We start from the raw sequence: 21,014 nt of genomic DNA on the forward strand, positions 1-21,014 counted from the left end.
CATGCAAACCAATCATCACGAAATGAAGTTATCACGCTTCGACCGCCTAGATTTGGGGCGGGAAAGCTGAGCTGCCCGAAACACAGGGACACACCACACAGCACCCCCAACCCCGGCCTCACGGCTTCGCGAGTTTGTCGGCCTCCACCGTCACGCGGGAGTGGCGGCCCATGAAATCGATCAACAGATGCACGCGCCGCTCGGGGTCGATGGCCTCGACGCTGGCGACAAAGTCAGCGAAGGGGCCCTCGCGGATCACGACGTCGTCGCCCACGCGAAAGCCGATGGATGTGCCCTCACCCTCACCGCCGTCGCCGTAACGTACCAAGAGGGCCTGCATCAAGCCATCGGGCAGGGGCGCCGGACCCGCGCCGAAGCTCACCAAGCGTGCGACACCATATGTTGAGTTGATCACCCGCCAGCTACCATGCTCGGGGTTGAGCGTGACGAACAAATAACCGGGAAAGACGGGGAGGTCGGCCGTCACGAACTTGCCAGACCTGCGCACAGAGCGACGCTCGCGCGGCGCGAAGCATCCAAAACCCTGCCGCTCAAGATTGGTTTGCGCGCGGCTCAGCGAATTGGGCTTAAGCTGCACCAAGTACCACCGCGCCTGCGTGGCCACTTCTCCCTCAACGAACATTGCGCCCCCGAATTGATCCTCGGCACCATATCCCTACAGAAATGGTGAAGGGAGGCCAAGGGATCAACCGGCCTTTCCCCTTGCGCCGCCCCAAAGATCGCCCGCCGGCGCGATGGCAAGGCGGTGCGCGCGACCCAGCCGGATCAGATGACGCCCACCCATGCGCAGTTGCGCACTGATGCGGCGCAGCCGGTAGGCGATGCGACGCGGCAGCGCCAGATCGCCCGCAAGGCCGGGTTTTCCTACAGCATCGATGAGTGAGGCGGTCTCGATCGCTGGCACCAGCCCATAGGCCCGGCATTGGTCAAGCTGGATCGACAAGGCCGGGTCGGCCTGAAACGAGCGCATCGCATAGGTCGCGCTGATCAGCGCGTCCGATGGCGCGCCTGACCTTTGGGCATGCGCCAAGAGTGCCTTGGCCCCATGCGGAAACACAACATAGGCGGCCGACCCAGTGCGATCTTGCCACAGCCGCCTGATGGGTGCGTCGGGGTGCATCATCCTTGCGACCAGCTTTTTGCGGCTGCGTGTCTCAAGCGAGATATGGTCAATCCCCGCAAGTCCCGCGACCTGCGCCAGAAACCCCGGCAATCCGCGCGACAAGAGCGCGTCATCTTCCAGCACCAGACAGGGCGCGTCCAAGGCGATCACCCGCCGCCACGCCGCCATGTGCGAGGCGCAAAGCGCCATCTCCGTGCTGCGCATGGGGCGTTGCCAGCGGTGCCAGACCGGATCATCGGCGGGCGGCTGCAGAGTGGCGGGCGTCACGGCCTCGATACGCTCCCAATCAAGGCCAAGATCAGCCATCTGGGCGCGCATGAAATCCATGCGGTCGGTCGCGCGGGCAAGGTTAATGATCAGCGTCTTCATCACCGAACCTGCCGTTGAAAATCTCCATATAGGCGTCAACCACGCGGGGTGCTGTGAATTCGGCGGCCAAGCGCGCGCGCCCAGCCGCGACCAGCCGCGTGGCCAGCGCCGGATCATCGCGCAGCCGGATGATCGCAGACGCCATGCCCTGCGCATCGTCGATCTCGCACAAGAGCGCGTCTTGCCCGTCGCGGATGAACCATGACGGCCCCTCTGACCGGGTCGAGACGGCGGGCACGCCTGCCTCCCACGCCTCCAAGATCACATTGCCAAGGGGCTCGTGGCGCGAGGGCATGACAAAAACCGAAGCGGAGGCGACATAGTTCATCGGCTCATCCACCCATCCGGTGAAACGGGTGCGCGCGCCCAAGCCCAAGGCTTGGACCTGCGCAGTCAGCGCTGCGCGCTCTTCGCCCTCACCGATCAGCCACAGCCATGCGCCGGGAATGGCGGCGGCGGCCTTGACGAGGGTGTCAAAGCCCTTGCGCCCCACGAAACGCCCCGAACTCGCGATGACAAAGGCATCGTCAGGCGTATCCATCTGCGCACGCGTCACGGGCGCAATATCGACCTTGCGCGGAAAATTCGACACGACCTTGACCGGCCTGTCCCAGCCCAGATCGCGACAGGCTTGCGCGATGCCGGGCGTATTGGCCACGATCAGGTCGTTGTTGCGGAAGTTGCGCAAATGGCGGGGGTAATCACCCAGCCGCGTCAGCTTGACCGCATCCGGATAGGCCGGGATCAGCCGCGAGGACCGCGACATCCACGCCATGATCACATCGGGCCGCCATTGCCGCACAAGCCGGTTCATCCGCCAGCGCAGGATCGGGGCCGAGGGCGAGAGGCGGCGAAAGTTATTCTCCCATATGGGCCCAAGATCGGCGATCTCATCGCGCCAAAGCCGCCCGGGCCGGACGATGAAATGCTGTTCCATCCCGCGTTCTGCAAAGGCGCGCACGAGGGTGACAAAGAAGCGTTCCGCGCCACCCTCTTTGCCGAAATGCATGTGCAAGATCTTGCGCGCGCTCATGTCTGCGCCTGTTTCAGGCGGTCGAAAAGCGCGATATACGCGTCGATCACCGCATCGGGGGCAAAGCGCGCGGCCAGGGTCGCATGCGCGCCCGCCACAAGACGCGCGCGCAAGGCTGGATCGGCCATCAGCCGCCCCAAGGCCTGCGCAATCGCATCGGCGTTATCGATTGGCACAAGCAAGCAATCATCGCCATCACTGGCATACCATTGCGGCCCATCCGTCCGGCTCGCGACCGAGGCCACGCCAACCTGCCAAGCCTCGATCAGGGCGTTACCCAAAGGTTCCTTGCGCGATGGCAGCACAAAGGCATCGGCAGCAGCAATCACGGCGGTTGGATCGGCGCGCCACCCCGCAAAACGGACCCGCCGCGCCATGCCAAGCGCCGCGACCTGCGCGCGGAGTTGCTCACCCTCATCGCCGTCGCCGACCAGCCACAGCCATGCCTGCGGCAGCTGCGCCACCGCGTCGATCAGCAGATCGAAGCCCTTGCCACGGGTAAAGCGCCCTGCCCCGCAAACCACAAACGCATCCTCGGGCGTCTCAAGTTCAGCGCGCGTGATGGGTTGCGCCGCGACGGGGCGGGCGAAGTTCGAGATCACGGGCGTCTCACCCGACCAGCCCAGACCCGCCACATGGGTGACAATCGTGGGGTTGTTGCACACCACCGCGTCAAGCCCCGCGAAATGCCTTGCATGGCGGGGGTGATCGCCCAAGCGCACGATCTTGGCCACACTGGCCATGCGCGGCACAAGCCGCGCAGCCGGCGCGCGCCATGCCATGATCGCATCGGGACGCCACGCGCGGATCATGCGATGCAGCCGCCAGAGCGACCATAGGCCACCGGGTGTGCGGCGCAGGAACTGCCCCTCTTCGATCGCGCCCAAGGGCGTGATCTCATCGGCCCAACTCCGGCCGGGGCGGATGGCAAAACCTTGGGTTATCCCGCGATCTGCAAAACCCTTGGCAAGCGTGATCATGAAGCGTTCGGTGCCACCATCCGTGCCGGGTTGAATGTGGAAAATGCGCCGCACAGTCATTGACCGCGCCCCAAAAGCCGGGCCAGATGCAGCCGCAACTGATAGCCAAGGCTGTAACGGACCCCCCGCAAGGCGCGCGCCAAAGCAGCGCCGCGATCAGCCCGCGCGCTGGTCTTGCGCACATCGCCCACTGTGCCCTCGGCGGCATCTTGCAGACCGACTTTCAAGGGCTGTGGCTGGACAAGCGCGATGCGCAGATCCTTTTCCCAAAAGAACTTATGATCCTCGTCGATGGGCCGGAAAAACGGTGTGGAGCTTGCCAAAAGCTTCACCGCCGCCTCGCGCCGGATCGCGTAGCCCAAGGTCGTGCTGGGCACGCGGTAGGGAAAGCCGATCCGCACATCGGCCGTTAATTCACGCGCAGCTATCAGCCGCACATCAGGGCGGAACGAGAACAGCTTGGCGATGTCCCAATCGCCGCGATCTTGCGCAAGGGCTGCAATCACCCCAGCAAGATCACCCGTGATGGTGAAATCATCCTCAAGCACCACGGCCATCGGCAGATCCGCATCGACAATCGCTTGCCATGCGCGCAGGTGGCTAAGGTAGCAGCCGATTTCCGGGGCCACGAGCGGGTATTTGGCGCGTGCTGCATTGGCCTTGGCGTCATAGACGGCGGCCAGCGCCTCGGGCGCAAGCGCGCGACCGTTGACCGCCGGGACACGCGCCCATGCGATCCCCGCGCGATCCAGCATCGCGCCACACGCCGCCAGCCGGGCGGTATCCTTATCGAGATTGATGACAAAGACTTGCCGCATCTGTTTGGCGCTCTTGATCTCTCGGGCAAGCGGCGCGGTCCGCCAAAGCTCGCATCGTTTACAATGGCATGGGCCAAGAGTATAGGCCCGATTGTCATGGCCCAGATCCCTGCCTTTGTCATCAACCTCGTCCGGCGGCCCGACAGGCTGGCCCGGATTTCTGATCATCTGGCACTGCGCGGGGTCGCATTTACGGTGCAACCCGCCTGCGATGCGCGCGCCGTGCCCGAGGCCGAGATCGGGCGCTCGGTCAAGGCGGCCGGACCGCTTGGCGCTTTGGGATTGGGCGATCGCGCCTGTACGCTGAGCCATATCTGGGCATGGCGGCGTTTTCTTGAAACCGATGCCAGCCATGCGCTGTTTTTGGAAGATGACGTTTATCTTGCCGAAGATACCCTTCAGCTGTTAGCCGATACGGGTTGGATCGCACCGGGCAGCAATGCGGTGAAGCTTGAGAAATATGGCGATGGTGCCTCGCGGCTGTTGCTGGGCAAAGCCATCGGCGCGACACCTTCCGCGCGCGCGATCCACCCGATGCTCTCGCGCCATGTGGGGGGGGCGGCATATATCCTTAGCCGCAGGGGTGCCGAGATTGCTTTGGCGGCCGAGGGGCGCATCCGCGTGCCGATTGACCATTTGCTTTTCAATGGCAATGTCTCGGCCGTGGCGCGGCGCTTGCGCCCTGCCATCATCGTGCCCGCAATGGCGACACAGCGCGCCTATCCCTACGAGTCCGATATCTCGCAATTGGGCAAGGCCGCGCGCCCCAAGGGCTGGCGGCTTGTCTTGCGCCATCTCAAGCGTGGCTATTACGAAATCCGCCTTGCCCCCCGTCAAATCCTGGCGCTTGTTTTGGGGCGCGGGCGACTTGTCGATGTCATCTGGCAGGAGGTGCCTGATACCCCCTCCCATTCGGGCGATGCATCCCGGTCAAAGGGTCAATAGGCCCCCTGCCCTTTCAGAACGGCGCGGAAAGTGCGCGCCATCACGCCAAGATCGGTCAAAATCGAGACCTGTCGCTCATAGGCCAGATCAAGCTCGATCATTTGGTCGAAACTCAGATTGGCACGACCCGAGACTTGCCAAAACCCCGTGATGCCGGGCAGCACTTGATGACGCGCGTGGGCGCGAAAAGGAGAGGCACCGCTTCTGACCGAGATAGACGAGGCCATCACCGCCATCGCAAACGGGCTTGCCCATCAAGCGGTCGACAAAGCGCTTGTTGGACGCATTCACCATGCAGCAGGATCATCTGCATTGATCGGGGCCGAAAAACTGCGTGATGCGCTTGTCGCGCTCGAAGACCGGGTCGCACAAGGGGCGGCTTTGGATCAAGATGATGCCGCGACATTGCAGCAGATTTGGCGCGCAACCCGCGAGGAACTGCATCGCCATGCGCAAGACCATTAGCGCAAGTCGCGGCGGATGCGCATCGCAATCAGGGAAGAAACGACAGCCATTGCCGGGCAATTGCCCAATTTGCCTGCCCTGCCGCGATGCAAGATGATAAGCACCTGACCACATCGCGGAACTGGCGCGCGCCGTCGTTACCGCCGTTGATTTGGAGTGGGATGGATGACGCGGTTTTCCGCCAATCTCGGCTTTTTGTGGACCGACCGGGCACTTCCCGATGCGGTCCGTGCGGCCCATGCGGCGGGCTTTGACGCAGTTGAATGCCATTGGCCCTATGACATTGCCACAGGCGATGTTGCAGCAGCCTTGGCCGAGACGGGCCTTGCGATGCTGGGGCTCAACACCCGGCGTGGCGATGTGACTGCTGGCGAAAACGGGCTGGCGGCCCTGCCCGGTCGCGCGGATGAGGCGCGCGCTGCCATCGATGAGGCATTGGCCTATGCGGCGGCCATTGGCGCGGGTGCCATTCATGTCATGGCGGGCAAGGCTGAGGGTGCGGACGCGCAAGCGATCTTTGCCGCCAACCTGCACTACGCCTGTCGGCAGGCCGCAGAGGGGGGCCAGATCATCTTGATCGAACCACTCAACCCTTATGATGCGCCGGGCTATTTTTTGAACACCACCACACAGGCGGCCGATATCATCACCGAGATCGATGCCCCCAACCTCAAGCTCATGTTTGATTGCTACCATGTCGGTCGGTCCGAGGGTGATGTGCTGGCCCGCCTGCGTGCGCTTTGGCCGATCATCGGCCATATCCAGTTCGCCGCCGTCCCCGACCGGGGCCCGCCCGATCACGGCGATCTGGATTATCGCATGATCTTTGCCGAGGTCGCGGCGCAAGCTTGGTCCAAACCCCTTGGCGCGGAGTATCGTTCAACAGGCAAAACCGACGATAGCCTCGGCTGGATGGCGCAGCTGCGGGGATGAGACAAGCGGACCTCACCGCGCCATGTCAGCACACTGGCAACACGCCAAATGCGGCAATGACGGCATTGCTAGTGTTGCAAAAGGAAGGGTCTTGATCACCCACAGCGCTTTGTTGCGCCCCTGCCCCATGGCAGGTCGATGATCGCGAAAGGATCGCCTCTCTCAGCGTTTATTTCATTGTCTTAAATAGATATATCATCCTCTAAGTCATCTTGCGCGATTGCCTTTGCCACATTGTCCAGAGCAGATTGTAAGTTTAGACAACAGCCTATCACGACAATCATTATGCCCTGAAATTTTGTTGCATTAGGGTTTTCTAACGCACCCTGGTATGATATCAATGCAACAGGCTGTATCGCAACAGGTTGCACAAATGAACCTATCCTATCGCTACAAGTCCAACGCAAAGGCCAAAACGGTCTTATACATGCGCGCCGCGACAGCCGAACAATCATCCGACACACAGCGCGCGCTTGCGCAACGCGCGGGCTTGGTGATTGATCAGGTCATCGAAGAGAAAGACCATGCGGCCATATCCGCCCCGTTGCAGGCGCGTGACGGCGGCAAGCGGCTATTGGATATCTTGCGCGATGGGGATGTGCTGGTGGTGCCTTGGCTAGACGGCTTGGGCCGGCACTTTGACGATATCGCACAAAACATGCGCCTGTTTCTGGCGCGTGGGGTGACCATCAAGACGATCATCAATGGCCTGACCTTTGACGCACGCCCCCAAGACGCCACGGCATTGGCGATCCGAGAGGCTTTGCTCAGCTTCATGTCAGCCATGGCCGCGGCGCAGGCGATCACACACAAAGAAGCCCAAGCTGCGGGTATTGCCCACGCAAAGGCCAGTAATCCCTCGGCTTATAAGGGGCGCAAACCGTCCTATACCCATGCCCATGTTGATCAGATCCGCCAGTTGTCTGGCAATGGTATCGGCATCAACGAGATCGCGCGACGTCTGGGCCTGAGCAAGTTTTTGGTCTCGCGCATCAATAAGAACACGCCAGCCGCATACGAGGCCCTAGCGCGTTGGGGCATAAAGGCTTAGCGACCGGGAAAGACCCATAAGGGGGTTGATCGGCAAGCAGAGCAGAATGTTTAGGGCATGATGCGCAAACACATCATCAGGCCACCCTTTGGCTTAAGGCACCGACGATAGGGGCATTGGTGAAACGGCGCACCGTCTTCGCGCTTGTCGCGTCGGTTTGCAGGCGGCCAATGCCAAGGCCGATATATGGCCTTGCAGATGCCGCGCCGGGCTCTACCCTGATGCCATGAACATTTCGTTCACGCATAACATCGCCGAAGGTGCCATTTGACACCTCGGCATCGACAGAATTGTTAAGGGCAGAGCATGGCCGAAGACGCAACGCTGGATACCTTGGGCCTTTTGTGCCCCCTGCCCGTGCTCAAGGCGCGTAAACGGCTGAAATCCATGCAACCCGGTCAAGTGCTGCGGCTTTTGGCCAGCGATCCGGCCGCCGTGGTGGATGTGCCGCATTTCTGCGCCGAAAGCGGGCATGAGTTCTTGGGGATGGAAGACGCGGGCGACGGTGCGCGCGCCTATCTTATCCGCCGGAGCTGACCCCAAAAGACGCATAGGGCAGATAGCGCACCGGGTCACCCGGCGCGATGGTACAGGCCGCATCGGGCAGCTCGACCAGCCCGGTGGCCCAGCTGAGCCCGGAAATCCGCCCTGAGCCCTCCGATGCGAAAACTTCCGCCGCGCCGCTTTCGGTCAGCCGCGCGCGCAGATATTCGCGCCGCCCGGCTTTCTTGCGCTTGGTGAAGGCAGCGGGCACGGTGAAGCCTTGCGGCTGCGACCAGCCCGCCCCTGACAAGAGCGACAGCGCGGGACGCGCAAAGACCAGCGCACAGACAAATGCCGCCACAGGATTGCCGGGAAGGCCGAACACCGGCACCCCGCCCCATAGCGCCAAGGCGAGCGGGCGGCCCGGTTTGACCGCGATGCGCCAGCTCGACACATTGCCCCGCTCTCGCAAAAGCCGGGAGACATGATCCTCATCCCCGGCCGAGGCCCCGCCCGAGGTCAGGATTGCATCGGCGGATTGCGCACCTTGGTCGAGCCGCGCCGCGATTTGTGCCGCATCATCGGGGGCATGGCCCAGATCAACCGCATCAAACCCCCAGCCCGCCAAAAGCGCTAACAACATCGGGCGATTGGCATCGAAAATCTGATGCGGTGCCGCAGGGGCGCCCGGATCGGGCAGCAATTCATCGCCCGTCGACAAAACGCCCACGCGCAGACGGCGATGGACCTGCACTTGGCCCACACCGACAGCCGACAACAAAGCCAGATCGGCGGGCGTTAGCACCCGGCCTGCGGGCAAGATCGTGGTGCCCTCGCGCACATCCTCGCCTGCTTGGCGCGTGTTGATGGCGCGCTTGACCGGCCCATCAAAGGCCATGATTTGCCCATCGGTGGCGCAATCTTCCTCCAGCACGACGGTATCGACCCCGTCGGGCAGGATTGCACCCGTCAAGATGCGCACGGCGTGGCCCAAAGGCACGATGTCGTCGAATGGTTGGCCTGCGGCGGCGCGTCCCGCCACCAGCGGTAAGCGCTGCACCCCCTCGCCTGTTGCAGCATGGGCAAAGCCATAGCCATCAACCGCAGAATTGGGCCGGGGTGGGTTCGACCGACGCGCCACGGCAGGGGCGGCTAAAACGCGGCCATGGGCATAGGCTACGGCCAAATCCTCGGTCCCGGTCACCGCGTGAAGCCGCGCGCGCAAGAGTGCGAGCGCCTCATCAACGGGCACCCATTCCACGCCCTGCGGCATGGCAAAACAATCATTGCGCAGGCGCGGCGGGGTCAAACCGCTGCTCATAACCCCACCTCGGCCCGGATAAAGGCCGCAATTCCCGCGACATCATTCAGATCGAAACGCGGTAGTTGGGTGTCCAACGGCCCATCGCTCGCAATCGCGCGGATCGTTGGGTTCGACAGCGCCAACAGATCACGACCTGCCGCCTGTCGATGGGTTTCGATCTTGGGGTGCGGCGCGGTCTTGTAGCCCTCAATCAGGATCAGGTCACAAGGGTCGAAGCGGGCGAGCAAATCGGCCAAAGGCGGCTCACCCTCCCCGCGCAACTCGGTCATCAAGGCCCAGCGGACGGGTGAGGCGACGATCACCTGGCCCGCGCCCGCTTCGCGATGGCGATAGCTGTCGCGACCCGGATGGTCGATCTCGGTCGCGTGATGGGCGTGCTTGATCGTGGAGATGCGCAGCCCTTGGCCGACCATCTCGGCCACAAGCCGTTCGGTCAATGTGGTCTTGCCAGTATTCTTCCAGCCGGTGACGCCGTAAACCCTCATGCCGCCCCCATCAGCGCTTCGGCGGTCAGGATATCTTCGGGCGTGTTGACGTTGAAGAAGGGATCGAAAGGCACGCTGTCAAAAACGGCCTGCCCCGCCTGATGCTGATCGGTCCAGATCACGATCTTGCGTAAGCCACCCGTCAGCGCCGCGCGCAGATCATCGCGCAAAGCCACGGGCCAAAGGCCAAAGGTCGGTTGGCGCTGCACGCGGCCCGTCTCATCGGGGCTGGCGGCCAGACAAAGGCCCGAAGGTCCAGCGCAGGCTGTCAACTGCGCCACCAAATTGGTGGGAAAGAAGGGTGTATCGGCGGCCGCGGTCACGATGGCCGTGGCCCCTTGGCCTGCCGCCCAATCCAAGCCCGCCAGCACGCCCGCAAGCGGTCCGGGATGATCGGCCAAGCTATCGGGCAAGATGGGTAGGCCAAACTCGGCCAGCCGCGAAGGCTCGCCATTGGCGTTGATCGCCAGCCCGCCGCATTGGGGGGCCAAGCGTGCGATCACATGGTCGATCAGGCGTTGACCAGCGACCACGCGCAAGCCTTTGTCACCCCCGCCCATGCGCGTGGCGCGCCCACCCGCAAGGATCACACCGAGCGGCGCGCTCACCCCTCATCCTCCGCGCCCTTGCGGCGGTGGCGGCGATCCTCATCCGGCACAGCAGACAAGTCGGCATCGCGGATCAGGCGGTTTTCACCCGAGAGACACACGAAGCGCTGCCCGCGCATCCGCCCGATCAGCGTCAGGCCAAGCTGTTGGGCAATCTCTACCCCCCACGCGGTGAAACCAGAGCGCGAGGCAAGAATGGGAATACCCATCATCGCTGTCTTGATCACCATCTCCGAGGTCAACCGCCCGGTGGTGTAAAGGATCTTGTCGCCCGCAGGCACATCATGGTGCCGCATGAAGCCCGCGATCTTGTCGACGGCGTTATGGCGGCCGACATCTTCCATATAGACCAAAACTTGGTCGCCCTGACACAGCACCGTGCCATGGATCGCACCCGCGCTGAGGTAAAGCGAGGGCAGCGTGTTGATCTGGCGCGAGAGCGCGTAAAGCCAACTGCTGCGCAGCGGTGCCTCGGGCAGCACAACGCCCTCCAGCCCTTCCATCATGTCGCCAAACACCGTGCCCACCGCGCAGCCCGATGTGCGGGTCTTTTTCTTCAGCTTGTCCTCATAGCTGGTCTGACGATTGGTGCGGACCACGACGGTTTCGATCTCTTCATCATAGTCGATGCCGGTCACGGTGTCGTCGTCGCGCAGCATGCCTTGATTGCGCAAGAACCCCAGCGCCAGATATTCGGGGTAATCCCCGATGGTCATCGCGGTGACGATTTCTTGGCTGTTGAGGTAGATCGTCAGCGGCCGCTCCTCGACCACCGAAAGCGAAACCTCTGCGCCGGTATGGTCATGCCCGCGCACCGCCCGCGTCAGGCGCACGGCGTCCGGATCGGGCAAAAGAGGCAACTGCGGTAACATGGATGCTCCTGCATTTGGGTCTGTCAGGTATAGCGCAAGCGACGCCCGAGGCCAGTACCGATCACCGGCTCGCACGCTCCAAGAACGCGACCAGCGCTTGCCGGTCGGCGGGATCGGCCACGCGCTGATCAGGCATGCGCGAGCCGGGGGTATAAATGTCGGGGCCGACCGTGAATAATTCGGCCACGGTGCGTGGCGTCCAGACGATATCGAGATCACGCAGTGCAGGCGAAAACGCATATCCCTCGACCGAGGCGATGGCGCGGTCGAAAATACCATGCAGGCTTGGGCCAGCGCGGGAATGATCGCCCGGTTGCAACGAATGGCAGATCGCGCAGGCGCGATAGACTTCGGCCCCGCGACTGCCATCGTGAAAATCATCGGCGGCCCCGGCCAGCCCGCCGTCGATCAACGCGCCGTTGGTTGTGGCATAGCGACGGATCGCGCCGCTCACGCCGCCCGCAAAAAGCGTATCGTTGGTCAAGGCCAGCGCCCAAACGGGACCGCCGCCGGCGGCCACCCCGGCGCGGAACCGCAAGCTATCGGCCTCCAACATCCAGATCGCGCCATCGACTGCGGCCGCTGCCACGATCGCGGAATTGGCTGCGATCGCGACCAAGGGGCGTTCGCTGAGGAAGCGTTCAGGCAAAAGCACGCCATCAGCAGAAAAAAGCCGAAGCGAGCCTTCGGCAAAGATCACCGCAAGCCGGTCACCCGCACGGGCAAGACCATTGGGAAGATCGGGAAGCCCCGCGCGTGCTTGCGGCGCAAGGCCGCCATCCCAGCGCGTAAAGCGCAAATCAGCACCCACGCTGACAAGATCGCCTGTGCTCAAATAGGCAAGTCCCGAGACCCGACCGGCATGGGCCTGCGTTACAGCGGTTTGTGAAAGATCGGGGGTATGGGTTGCAAGTTGCCCATCCCAAAAGCCGACCGCGATGCGCCCGCCATCGGGCGCAACAGCCAGTGCCGACACAGGTGAGGTACCGTGGGGCGTGACAAAGGCCGGTTCTTGCCCGTCACGGTTCCAGACGGCCACACGACCATCTTGCCCCCCGGTCACGAAACGACCCTCGGGCAAGGTGGCGACGGCGGTGACATTGCCATCATGGAACCGCAGCACACGGCGCGCGCTTTGCGCATCCGCGCCCCAAAGGATCACGCGACCATCAAAGCCGCCGGACAAAAGCGCATCATCCGTGGCTGCCAAGGCGCTGACCGGGCCAGCGTGACCTGAGAGTGTCTGCGCCCCGGCTGTGCCAAGCTGAAAGCACAGCGCGACAATCAGGGTGCAGCGCAGCAGGGAAAAACCACAGAGCACGACGCGCCTGAGCGCGCCGGTCAGTAGCTGATCAGGTTTGAGCCCGGCTTATCAACGCGCGCGCCTTCGGTTGCAAAGGCCGAGGACGCGGATGTCTGGAAATTTCCGTTCAACACGAACGCAGCGCCAGTGGCCAAAACGACGGCGAAAATCACAGATGCGAGAAAGGCTTTCATGGTCGGTTCTCCTGTCAGGGGCGGCTGGGCTGGGCCAACCGCTGTCCGGGTTCAAGCCCTGCCAAAACGGCACGGGCGATCTGTTGATAGATTTGGCCCAGCGATCCATCGGGATCGCGGGCGGTAATGGGCTGGCCTGCATCGGATGCGGCGCGCAGTTCCATGGTCAGCGGGATACCCCCGAGGAAGGGCACATTCAGCCGCGCCGCCTCGGCCGCCGCGCCACCTTGGCCAAAAATCGCATGCGATCCACCGCAATCGGGGCAGATGAAATGCGACATGTTCTCGATAATGCCAAGGATCGGCACATCGACCTTGCGGAACATGGAAATGCCGCGCCGTGCATCGATCAGCGACAGATCTTGCGGCGTTGAGACGATCACCGCACCCGACAGGCGCGTGCCTTGCGCCAGCGCCAATTGCGCGTCGCCTGTGCCCGGCGGCATATCGACCAACAGCACATCAAGCGCGCCCCATTCCACATCGGCCATCATCTGCGTGATCGCCGACATCACCATCGGCCCGCGCCACACCATCGCGGTTTCGGCATCGACCAACAGGCCCATGGACATGGCCTTGAGACCGTAAGCCTGCATCGGCTTAAGCTTACGGCCATTGGCTTGCGGCTTGCCATGCAAGCCCAGAAGTGTGGGAAGCGAAGGGCCGTAGATATCAGCGTCCAAGATACCGACCGACAGCCCTTGGGCGCGCAAACCCAGCGCAAGATTGACCGTGGTCGTCGATTTGCCCACGCCACCCTTGCCCGAGGCAACGGCGATCACATGCCCAACATCGGCCAAGGGATCGGCTTTTTCAGGCGCGGACCCTGTCAGCTTGGGCGGGGCGGCTTTGGGGCTCGCTGTTTCGCTGGTCAAAACCACGAAAGCGTTGGTCACACCTGGCAGGCGGCGCAGACGCGCCTCGACCTCATCGCGCAGGGGCGCAAAGGTGGCGGCCTCTTCAGGTTTGATCAAGATCGAAAGGTTCACGCGCTGGCCATCAATGCCAAGGCCAGACAGCCGGTCCGAGGCAACAAGCAGCGTGCCATCCGGCAGGCGTAGCCCCTGCAGCGCATCTCGCACCCGTGTGTCGCCAAGATCCGGCACGTGTCGTCCTCACCTCTCTGACGAAGATCGGCCCGGCGCATGTTTTTCTACGCTGGGCCGACCGAGTTTTTAGACCGATATCACTCGGCAGGTTGTGTGCGGCCCTCGGATGCCTTGGCACCCTTCACTTCCTCAACCCAGAGGGAGTGATGCTCCTTGGCCCAGTTCTCGTCCACCTCGCCCGTGCCCATCGCATCGAACGCACCCTCCATACCGACCGAGCCGATATAGATATGCGCGATGATGATCGCCGACAGAACTGCAGCGGTCAGGGCATGGATCGTCTGGAAGAACTGCCAATCAGCGGGCGTGCCTGCGACGGCAGGGAACAACAGCATCACACCCGTGTAGGACAGTGCGGCACCGCCGGCGATAACCGCCCAGAAGATGATCTTTTGGCCAGCGTTGAACTTCTTCGCGGGCGGGTGAACACCTTTTTTGACCAAGCCGCCACCTTGCTTCAGCCATTCAACATCAAGCCGGTTGGGGATGTTGTGAACAACCCACAGCAACAGCACCATGACCAGCGCGACCATGAACGGCCATGCAAGGTAGTTATGTGCGATCTTGCCCCATGCGCTGAGCGTACCAAAGGCATTTTCCCCAAGCAGCGGCAGAATGACGGTCTTGCCGATGATCAGATTGAGCCCCGACAGCGCCAAGATGATAAAGGTCGAGGCAAGCGTCCAATGCGCGAAGCGTTCGATCGTATTGAACCGTAGGATCTTGCGACCCGACAGGCCACCATCGACGCGGATCTTGCCCCGGATCACGTAGAACAAGGTCAAAAGCGCGACCATGCCGATCACGGCCCAGATCGAGATTTGGTGCAGCGTTTCGCCCTGAAGGGCCGCCCACAGCTTATTGTCGGGCTTGATCAGATAGCCGGCGTTCTGGTCGGGAATGGTAATGCGACCGGCGACATTGCCGCCAGAGCCAAGCGCTTCGAGAAGAGCGCCTTCATTTACGGATTGCTCCGTCGGATTGACCTGCGCCTGTGCGCTCGGGGCCATAAAGGCCAAGCCCAGCACAAGGCTTAGCGCGACCAGCAAGTGTGAGATTTTGTTTGCCATCTTGTTGTGCCTCATACCGTCACGGTTTCGCCGTAAGCTGTCCGCCAGCCCCAGGCACCAGAGCCGTAGCCGCGCGTGATGACGCGTTCACGGTAGATTTCCGCGATGATGTCGCCATCACCCGCCAAAAGCGATTTGGTCGAGCACATCTCGGCGCAAAGCGGCAGCTTGCCTTCGGCCAAACGGTTGGAGCCGTATTTGACATATTCCGCTTGGCTCATGTCCGGCTCGGGGCCGCCCGAGCAATAGGTGCACTTGTCCATCTTGCCGCGGGTGCCGAAATTGGCGGTCTGCGGATACTGGGGTGCGCCGAACGGGCAAGCATAGGCGCAATAACCACACCCGATGCAGGTGTCCTTGTTGTGCAGAACAACACCATCATCGGTGGTGTAGAAACAGCTGACCGGGCAGACCGCCGCGCAGGGCGCGTCGGTGCAGTGCATGCAAGCCATCGAGACCGAGCGCTCACCCGGCAGACCGTCATTGATCGTGACGACCCGGCGGCGGTTGATGCCCCACGGAACTTCGTGCTCGTTCTTGCAAGCGGTGACGCAAGCGTTGCATTCGATGCAGCGGTCGGCGTCACACAGGAACTTCATGCGTGCCATTTGTGATGTCCTCCCTTACGCCGCAGCGATCTGGCAGAGGGTGACTTTACCCTCATGCATGCCAGTCACGGGGTCATAGCCATAGGTTGTGATTACGTTGACGGATTCGCCCAGAACGATCGGATCTGTTCCCTCGGGGTAGTTGCCCCGCTGGTCGACACCTTGGAACCAGCCTGCGAAGTGGAATGGCATGAAGGCCACGCCCGTGCCGACACGTTCGGTCACCAGCGCCTTCATCCGCGCCTTCGATCCACCCTCAGGTCCGGTCACCCAGACCCAGCCGCCATCCACGATACCGCGGGAGGATGCATCTGCCGGGTTGATCTCGACGAACATATCCTGCTGCAATTCGGCCAGCCACGGGTTCGACCGGGTTTCTTCCCCGCCGCCCTCGTACTCGACCAGACGACCCGAGGTCAGGATGATCGGGAATTGTTCCGCAATCTTGTTTTCGAGATTGGCCGTCTGGATCGTATGGCCGATGTTCGGCATCCGCTGTTGACGGCCATTATCGCGGGTCGGGTACTGCGCCACCAGATCAGGACGCGCCGAATAGATCGGCTCGCGGTGAACCGGGATCGGGTCGGGCAGGTTCCACGCCACCGCGCGGGCCTTGCCATTGCCGAAGGGCACGCAGCCATGCATCAGCGCGACGCGCTGAATACCGCCGGAAAGATCCAAGGACCATGACACATTGGCCATCGCCTCGGGGTCGTTGCCGCCAATCCGCTGGATCGTCGCCAATTCGGCCGGGGTCAGATCAGTATCCCAGCCCAATTGCTGGAGCACACCATAGGTGAACTGGGGATAGCCATCCTCGATCTCGGAGCCCTTGGGCCAGCTGCCTTCTGCCAGCAGGGTCTCGCCATCGCGATCCAGACCGAAGCGCGGGCGGAACGCGCCGCCGCCTTCCATCGGGTGAAGATGGGGGTTGTAGAGGATATGCGTGCCCGGATGGCGCAGCTCGGGCGTCCCCCAGCACGGCCAGGGCAGACCGTAGTAGTCACCCTTGATCTCTTCGGGTGCGCCGGGCTTGGCGCGCAGCGTGATCAGGTCGAACTGGTCCTGATTGGCCATATGCGCCTTCAGACGCTCGGGGCTTTGACCGGTGTAGCCGGTGGACCAACCGCCGCGGTTGATTTCCCGCAGCACAGATTCCGGCGTGGGTTCCATGCCGAACTTGCCCTGAACCATCTCGTAGTTCTTGAACATTTGATCGGCAAAGCCAAGACGCTCGGCCATCGCGTAGATCACCGAATAATCGGTATCGGATTCAAAGATCGGCTCAACGATCTTTTCGCCCCACTGTACCGAACGGTTGGATGCGGTGCGCGAACCCGAGCATTCGAACTGCGTACAGATCGGCAGGAGATAGGTGTTATCGGTGCGCGAATGCAGCGCCGCAAAGGTCGTCGGATGGGGGTCTGCCACCACCAGAAGATCGAGGCCATCCATGCCACGCTGGGCATCTTGCATCCGGGGCACGGTGTTGCCGCCATGACCGAAGACCAGCATCGCTTTGATGTTGTCTTGCTGATCGACTTCCTCAGCGTCGAGCGTGACCGCATCGAACCACCGGGTCGAGGTGATACCGGGTACTTCCATGTTCTGCTGCGGGGTACGCGCATCGCGGCCGCCCTTGGCGGGAACCGCATCGAACCGGCCCACGAAGTAATCGTAAGGTACTTCCCAGACACGCGACCAATGCTTCCACGCACCTGCGCCCAACCCGTAGTAGCAAGGCAGGTTGCCGACATCGAGACCGAAGTCGGTCGCACCCTGCACGTTGCAGTGACCGCGGAAGATGTTTGCGCCTGTGCCTTCGCTGCCCACGTTGCCGGTGGCCAAGAGCAAGATGTTATACATCCGTACGTTGGCGGTGCCGACGGTGTGCTGGGTGCCGCCCATGCACCAAATAAAGGTCGAGGGGCGTTCCTTGGCGAATTTCTCAGCCGCGCGGCGTAGCGTATCGCCGTTCACGCCCGAGATCTGCTCGACCACTTCCGGCGGATAGGCTTTGACCGCTTCGCGGATCTGATCCATCCCCCAAACACGCTGGGCGATGTATTCCTTGTCTTCCCAACCATTCTCGAAGATGTGCCACAGCATCCCGTAGATCACCGCGATATCGGTGCCGGGGCGGAAGCGCACATATTCGGTGGCATGGGCCGCCGTGCGGGTAAAGCGCGGATCAAAGACCATGACATTGGCGCGCTGCGTTTCCTTGCCTTCAAGGATGTGCTGCAACGAGACGGGGTGCGCCTCGGCCGCGTTTGAGCCCATGAAGATCACGGTCTTGGCGTTGCGGATGTCATTGTAGCTGTTGGTCTGTGCGCCGTAACCCCAAGTGTTGGCCACGCCCGCCACGGTGGTCGAGTGGCAGATGCGCGCCTGGTGGTCGACGTTGTTGGTGCCCCAGAAGGCCGCGAATTTGCGGAACAGATAGGCGCCCTCGTTCGAGAACTTGGCCGATCCCAACAGATAGACGGAATCTGCGCCCGAACGGCCACGGATCTCGGTCATCTTGTCGGTGATCTCGGTCAGCGCTTGGTCCCAGCTGATGCGCTGCCATTGGCCGCCGACCTTCTTCATCGGATACTTGACCCGACGGTCGCCATGCACAAGCTCGCGCACCGATGCGCCCTTGGCGCAATGCGTGCCGCGGTTGATCGGGCTGCCGTAGGCGGGCTCTTGTCCGACCCAGACGCCGTTTTGCACTTCGGCCTTGACCGTACAACCCACCGAGCAATGGGTGCAGATATTGGTCCGGATCTCAATAGGCTGCGACATGTCGGTGAAACCGGCGGCCTCGACCCGGCGGGTCATGCCCGCGCCGAGCGTGCCGAGTGCGGCCAAGCCACCGACGGTCAGACCCGACGCACGCAGAAAGCTGCGACGGTCAATGGGGCGGGCCGATACGGCTGCCGCCATCTGTGACAAGCGCCCGGTCGAGGCGGTGTCACCATTTCTGCGCTTTACGAGCATCAGTTGGTCCCCCGAGGATAATAGCGGTTGGTCCGGTAATAGGTTTCGACATGGTCGGTCGCCTGATAGCGCGCGCGCGTCCGCTCGTCGCCCGTCTGCTGTGCAAAGGCGGGGCGTGCGCTACCCGAACCGAGGGCAACAGTTGCCGCAGCGCCGACAGATGCCGTGCCAAGAAATGCACGGCGACTAATCGGTGTCGATTTTTCCTTAGTCATGTCGTTTCCCTTTCATACAACGGAGCGGCGCTTGACCTGTCCGACCCGCATTCGATTCCCTAAGCTGCGAGCGAAAACGCGCGCGCCTCGATATCCACAAGCAAACGGCCGATTTCTGCGACCGGTCGATAAAAAGAAGCACTCGGCGCAATCGCAAGATCATCAAAGAACTGCGCGGCCCAAGGCGCGATGTGACGCGCGAAGAAGTCAGCCTCTATACCGGCGTCGACCGCAAGCGCGCCCGATGCCAGATCGGCCATGACTTCAAACAACAGGGCGATGTGATCTTCGGGCTCAAAACGGCCTTCGATGCGCGCCACCCCAAGCCGGGTGAGGTCGCCGCGCAGCTCGGCCAATGGCCGCTCGTTCAGAAAACCTGTCTGGTAGAAGCTCGCGTAAGGCAAGAGCTCGCCCCGCCCGACCCCGATGAACAAATCGAAAAATTCCCGCTCGACGGTTGCCGCCTGCGTGCTGCGCGCGGTCTCAGAGAGCGCCGTAATCGCTTGCCCCAAAGGGGTCTGGTCGCCGGTAAGCGCGGCGATACCATCAATCATATCCTGATTGGGCGCAGCAGAAAGAAGCGAAGCCACGAAACGATACATCTCGCTTCGTGCTTGATTCTCAGCGTCCCTGGCGGGCCGGTTTCCCGGCTGGCTGGCAGGCATATTCTTATAAATCTCCCTACATGCCACCTGTGTATACAGCAGCATGCCTCTGTATCGATTGCACCTGAAATGGGTCCAAGACGCAAGAGAAATTTGTCATTTCCCTGCAGCATTTTCCGAAGCTCCGAAAAGCACGATTATTCAATCAGGCCAAAATGATCGGAAAGCTTTTTTGTCAACAAACACTTAACCCGGAAGGGCCGAACCATGTCGTCGCCTTGGCGCGGTATCGGGCGCGGGGCTTGGGTCATCTGGGGCGGTTTGCGCAATCTCGTGCGCCGCGGCTGCGTCAGCCTCGCTTGCTGGGGAAGCCTGCTCTTCCGCATCAGGGGGGGCAGAGGTGACTTGCGGTGTCGCGCTGTCCTTTTGCGGCGCGGTTTCATCCGCGTCATCATCTTGCGGCTTGAACAACTGCTTGAGCATCTTGGCGGCATTCTCGGGGGACGGGCCAATCCCATCGCCCGGCACGCCGCCCGGCGTATTCCAATCCCATGCATAATCCACGGCCGGATCGCTGTAATCGCGAATGCCGGGTGTCAGCATCCACATCCGACGCATCGCGGCATTGCGCAGCTGGCGCGGCACACCTGCGCGCAGAAAGGTGCGAATATCGCTGCCTTCGGTCAGATCCTCGATCCGTGGCAGCGCGTCCAATTCCTCTTGGCTCAGCAGCTCGGGCTCAGGCGCGGGGGCCGGCTCGGCGCTGGTTTCAACAGGGGGTTCGGGCGTGACCTCCGGCTCGGGCTGTGATTTCGCCGCGTTGCGTTTGGCGCGGGACCAGCGACCCAGAAAACCCTCCGATGTCGCGTCGCTCATGGGTCCGATCTCCGGCCCTTGCGGGTTTCCCATTTATCTTCGGGTTGCAAGATGCGGGGCGCGCGCGACGACATCGCGTTGGGGTCAACGGATTGGCGTTGGCGTTTCTTGAAAGGCATTTCAAAGAAATGTGCCTGCGCGAAAGCCGCGACAGAGCGCGCAATCGGCTCGGGCATCGGGACGGCATCCACGATCAATTCAGGGTCCGAGGCCAAGCCTTCGCCCTCATAGGGGTCGACCGTAACGGCGATAACCTCGGCGCGGGCGGGATCGGTCCCGCGCAGCGCCACCCAGACCGAGGGCCGCCCCGAGTTGAGATTGTCTTGATGGTGACTGGCATCGCCAGACCACAAAACCAGATCACGACCGCCCAGATACCATGTCTCTACCCCGTCCTCGCTGGACAGCCGTGTTCCCGGCGCTGCCGCCGGTTCAGCAGGCAGCACCATCAGTGGGCGCAATTCACCACTGCTCCAGCGTGTGACCGGCGGGCGAAGCTGGGCCAAAACACCGAGGCGAAGAATTTCCTTGGGCATGCG

The 21,014-nt window shown here is 62.3% G+C and carries 25 protein-coding genes; 5 read left to right on the top strand and 20 right to left on the bottom strand.

Going from position 1 to position 21,014, the window contains the following annotated elements; translation table 11 throughout:
* Positions 1–118: 118 nt before the first annotated feature.
* The 5 genes from KG698_RS13435 to KG698_RS13455 all read right to left on the bottom strand — a co-directional run bounded on the left by KG698_RS13435 (position 119) and on the right by KG698_RS13455 (position 4,344).
* Entirely contained in the window at positions 119–643 is a 525-nt protein-coding gene (locus KG698_RS13435) for a transcription termination/antitermination NusG family protein (RefSeq protein WP_213686083.1), read from the bottom strand.
* Between the two features lie 63 nt (positions 644–706).
* Positions 707–1,513, bottom strand: coding sequence for a glycosyltransferase family 25 protein (locus KG698_RS13440; RefSeq protein WP_213686084.1), 807 nt, complete (start codon positions 1,511–1,513; stop codon positions 707–709).
* Positions 1,494–2,546: a glycosyltransferase gene (locus KG698_RS13445; protein WP_213686085.1), complete on the bottom strand. Its 1,053-nt coding sequence runs from the start codon at positions 2,544–2,546 to the stop codon at positions 1,494–1,496. Before KG698_RS13445 ends, KG698_RS13440 begins: the two co-directional genes overlap by 20 nt.
* On the bottom strand, positions 2,543–3,586 hold the full coding sequence (locus KG698_RS13450) for a glycosyltransferase (protein WP_213686086.1): 1,044 nt from the start codon (positions 3,584–3,586) through the stop codon (positions 2,543–2,545). The genes KG698_RS13445 and KG698_RS13450 overlap by 4 nt, the downstream gene beginning before the upstream one ends.
* Positions 3,583–4,344: a glycosyltransferase family 25 protein gene (locus KG698_RS13455; protein ID WP_213686087.1), complete on the bottom strand. Its 762-nt coding sequence runs from the start codon at positions 4,342–4,344 to the stop codon at positions 3,583–3,585. Before KG698_RS13455 ends, KG698_RS13450 begins: the two co-directional genes overlap by 4 nt.
* Positions 4,345–4,440: 96 nt before the next feature.
* Here KG698_RS13455 and KG698_RS13460 point away from each other — a divergent pair, with 96 nt between their 5' ends.
* On the top strand, positions 4,441–5,289 hold the full coding sequence (locus tag KG698_RS13460; protein ID WP_213686088.1) for a glycosyltransferase family 25 protein: 849 nt from the start codon (positions 4,441–4,443) through the stop codon (positions 5,287–5,289).
* Here KG698_RS13460 and KG698_RS13465 read toward each other — a convergent pair.
* Complete coding sequence (locus KG698_RS13465) at positions 5,283–5,516, bottom strand: sugar transferase (RefSeq protein WP_300984029.1); 234 nt, start codon at positions 5,514–5,516, stop codon at positions 5,283–5,285. The two genes, KG698_RS13460 and KG698_RS13465, sit on opposite strands and share 7 nt — an antisense overlap.
* 85 nt (positions 5,517–5,601) lie before the next feature.
* Between KG698_RS13465 and KG698_RS13470 the strand changes: the two genes are divergently transcribed.
* From KG698_RS13470 to KG698_RS13485, 4 genes are all read left to right on the top strand, one after another.
* Positions 5,602–5,754: a hypothetical protein gene (locus tag KG698_RS13470; protein WP_213686090.1), complete on the top strand. Its 153-nt coding sequence runs from the start codon at positions 5,602–5,604 to the stop codon at positions 5,752–5,754.
* Between the two features lie 165 nt (positions 5,755–5,919).
* On the top strand, positions 5,920–6,687 hold the full coding sequence (locus KG698_RS13475) for a TIM barrel protein (protein ID WP_213686091.1): 768 nt from the start codon (positions 5,920–5,922) through the stop codon (positions 6,685–6,687).
* A gap of 373 nt (positions 6,688–7,060) precedes the next feature.
* Positions 7,061–7,738, top strand: coding sequence for a recombinase family protein (locus tag KG698_RS13480; protein WP_213686092.1), 678 nt, complete (start codon positions 7,061–7,063; stop codon positions 7,736–7,738).
* Between the two features lie 306 nt (positions 7,739–8,044).
* Positions 8,045–8,275, top strand: a complete 231-nt coding sequence (locus KG698_RS13485) for a sulfurtransferase TusA family protein (protein WP_213686093.1) — start codon at positions 8,045–8,047, stop codon at positions 8,273–8,275.
* On the opposite strand, the gene glp is transcribed toward KG698_RS13485, so the two are convergent.
* From glp to KG698_RS13555, 14 genes are all read right to left on the bottom strand, one after another.
* On the bottom strand, positions 8,259–9,542 hold the full coding sequence (gene glp / locus KG698_RS13490; RefSeq protein ID WP_213686094.1) for a gephyrin-like molybdotransferase Glp: 1,284 nt from the start codon (positions 9,540–9,542) through the stop codon (positions 8,259–8,261). The genes KG698_RS13485 and glp overlap by 17 nt on opposite strands.
* Positions 9,539–10,030, bottom strand: a complete 492-nt coding sequence (gene mobB / locus KG698_RS13495) for a molybdopterin-guanine dinucleotide biosynthesis protein B (protein WP_213686095.1) — start codon at positions 10,028–10,030, stop codon at positions 9,539–9,541. The genes glp and mobB overlap by 4 nt, the downstream gene beginning before the upstream one ends.
* On the bottom strand, positions 10,027–10,638 hold the full coding sequence (gene mobA / locus KG698_RS13500; RefSeq protein WP_213686096.1) for a molybdenum cofactor guanylyltransferase MobA: 612 nt from the start codon (positions 10,636–10,638) through the stop codon (positions 10,027–10,029). The genes mobB and mobA overlap by 4 nt, the downstream gene beginning before the upstream one ends.
* A complete protein-coding gene (locus KG698_RS13505; protein ID WP_213686097.1) occupies positions 10,635–11,510 on the bottom strand; it encodes a formate dehydrogenase accessory sulfurtransferase FdhD in 876 nt (291 codons plus the stop codon). Before KG698_RS13505 ends, mobA begins: the two co-directional genes overlap by 4 nt.
* A gap of 61 nt (positions 11,511–11,571) precedes the next feature.
* Positions 11,572–12,831, bottom strand: coding sequence for a c-type cytochrome (locus tag KG698_RS13510; RefSeq protein ID WP_213686098.1), 1,260 nt, complete (start codon positions 12,829–12,831; stop codon positions 11,572–11,574).
* Positions 12,832–12,851: 20 nt separating this feature from the next.
* Complete coding sequence (locus KG698_RS13515; RefSeq protein WP_213686099.1) at positions 12,852–13,007, bottom strand: hypothetical protein; 156 nt, start codon at positions 13,005–13,007, stop codon at positions 12,852–12,854.
* Positions 13,008–13,021: 14 nt separating this feature from the next.
* Positions 13,022–14,113 (bottom strand): P-loop NTPase, encoded by a 1,092-nt coding sequence (locus KG698_RS13520; RefSeq protein WP_367114113.1) that lies wholly within the window; start codon positions 14,111–14,113, stop codon positions 13,022–13,024.
* Positions 14,114–14,193: 80 nt separating this feature from the next.
* Positions 14,194–15,186: a formate dehydrogenase subunit gamma gene (locus KG698_RS13525; RefSeq protein WP_213686100.1), complete on the bottom strand. Its 993-nt coding sequence runs from the start codon at positions 15,184–15,186 to the stop codon at positions 14,194–14,196.
* Between the two features lie 11 nt (positions 15,187–15,197).
* Complete coding sequence (gene fdh3B, locus KG698_RS13530) at positions 15,198–15,794, bottom strand: formate dehydrogenase FDH3 subunit beta (protein WP_213686101.1); 597 nt, start codon at positions 15,792–15,794, stop codon at positions 15,198–15,200.
* A gap of 15 nt (positions 15,795–15,809) precedes the next feature.
* The gene (locus KG698_RS13535) at positions 15,810–18,779 is read right to left on the bottom strand and encodes a formate dehydrogenase subunit alpha (RefSeq protein WP_213686102.1); all 2,970 of its coding nucleotides are present in this window, start codon (positions 18,777–18,779) and stop codon (positions 15,810–15,812) included.
* Positions 18,779–18,994 carry a twin-arginine translocation signal domain-containing protein gene (locus KG698_RS13540; RefSeq protein WP_213686103.1) on the bottom strand — a complete coding sequence of 72 codons (216 nt, stop codon included), beginning with the start codon at positions 18,992–18,994 and terminating at the stop codon, positions 18,779–18,781. Before KG698_RS13540 ends, KG698_RS13535 begins: the two co-directional genes overlap by 1 nt.
* A gap of 59 nt (positions 18,995–19,053) precedes the next feature.
* Positions 19,054–19,548, bottom strand: a complete 495-nt coding sequence (locus KG698_RS13545; protein ID WP_300984073.1) for a molecular chaperone — start codon at positions 19,546–19,548, stop codon at positions 19,054–19,056.
* A 297-nt stretch (positions 19,549–19,845) separates the two neighbouring features.
* Positions 19,846–20,475: a DUF3306 domain-containing protein gene (locus KG698_RS13550; RefSeq protein WP_213686104.1), complete on the bottom strand. Its 630-nt coding sequence runs from the start codon at positions 20,473–20,475 to the stop codon at positions 19,846–19,848.
* Positions 20,472–21,011 carry a DUF3305 domain-containing protein gene (locus KG698_RS13555; protein ID WP_213686105.1) on the bottom strand — a complete coding sequence of 180 codons (540 nt, stop codon included), beginning with the start codon at positions 21,009–21,011 and terminating at the stop codon, positions 20,472–20,474. Before KG698_RS13555 ends, KG698_RS13550 begins: the two co-directional genes overlap by 4 nt.
* Positions 21,012–21,014: the final 3 nt, after the last annotated feature.

Source organism: Roseicyclus sp. (assembly GCF_018402035.1).
Classification (GTDB): domain Bacteria; phylum Pseudomonadota; class Alphaproteobacteria; order Rhodobacterales; family Rhodobacteraceae; genus Roseicyclus.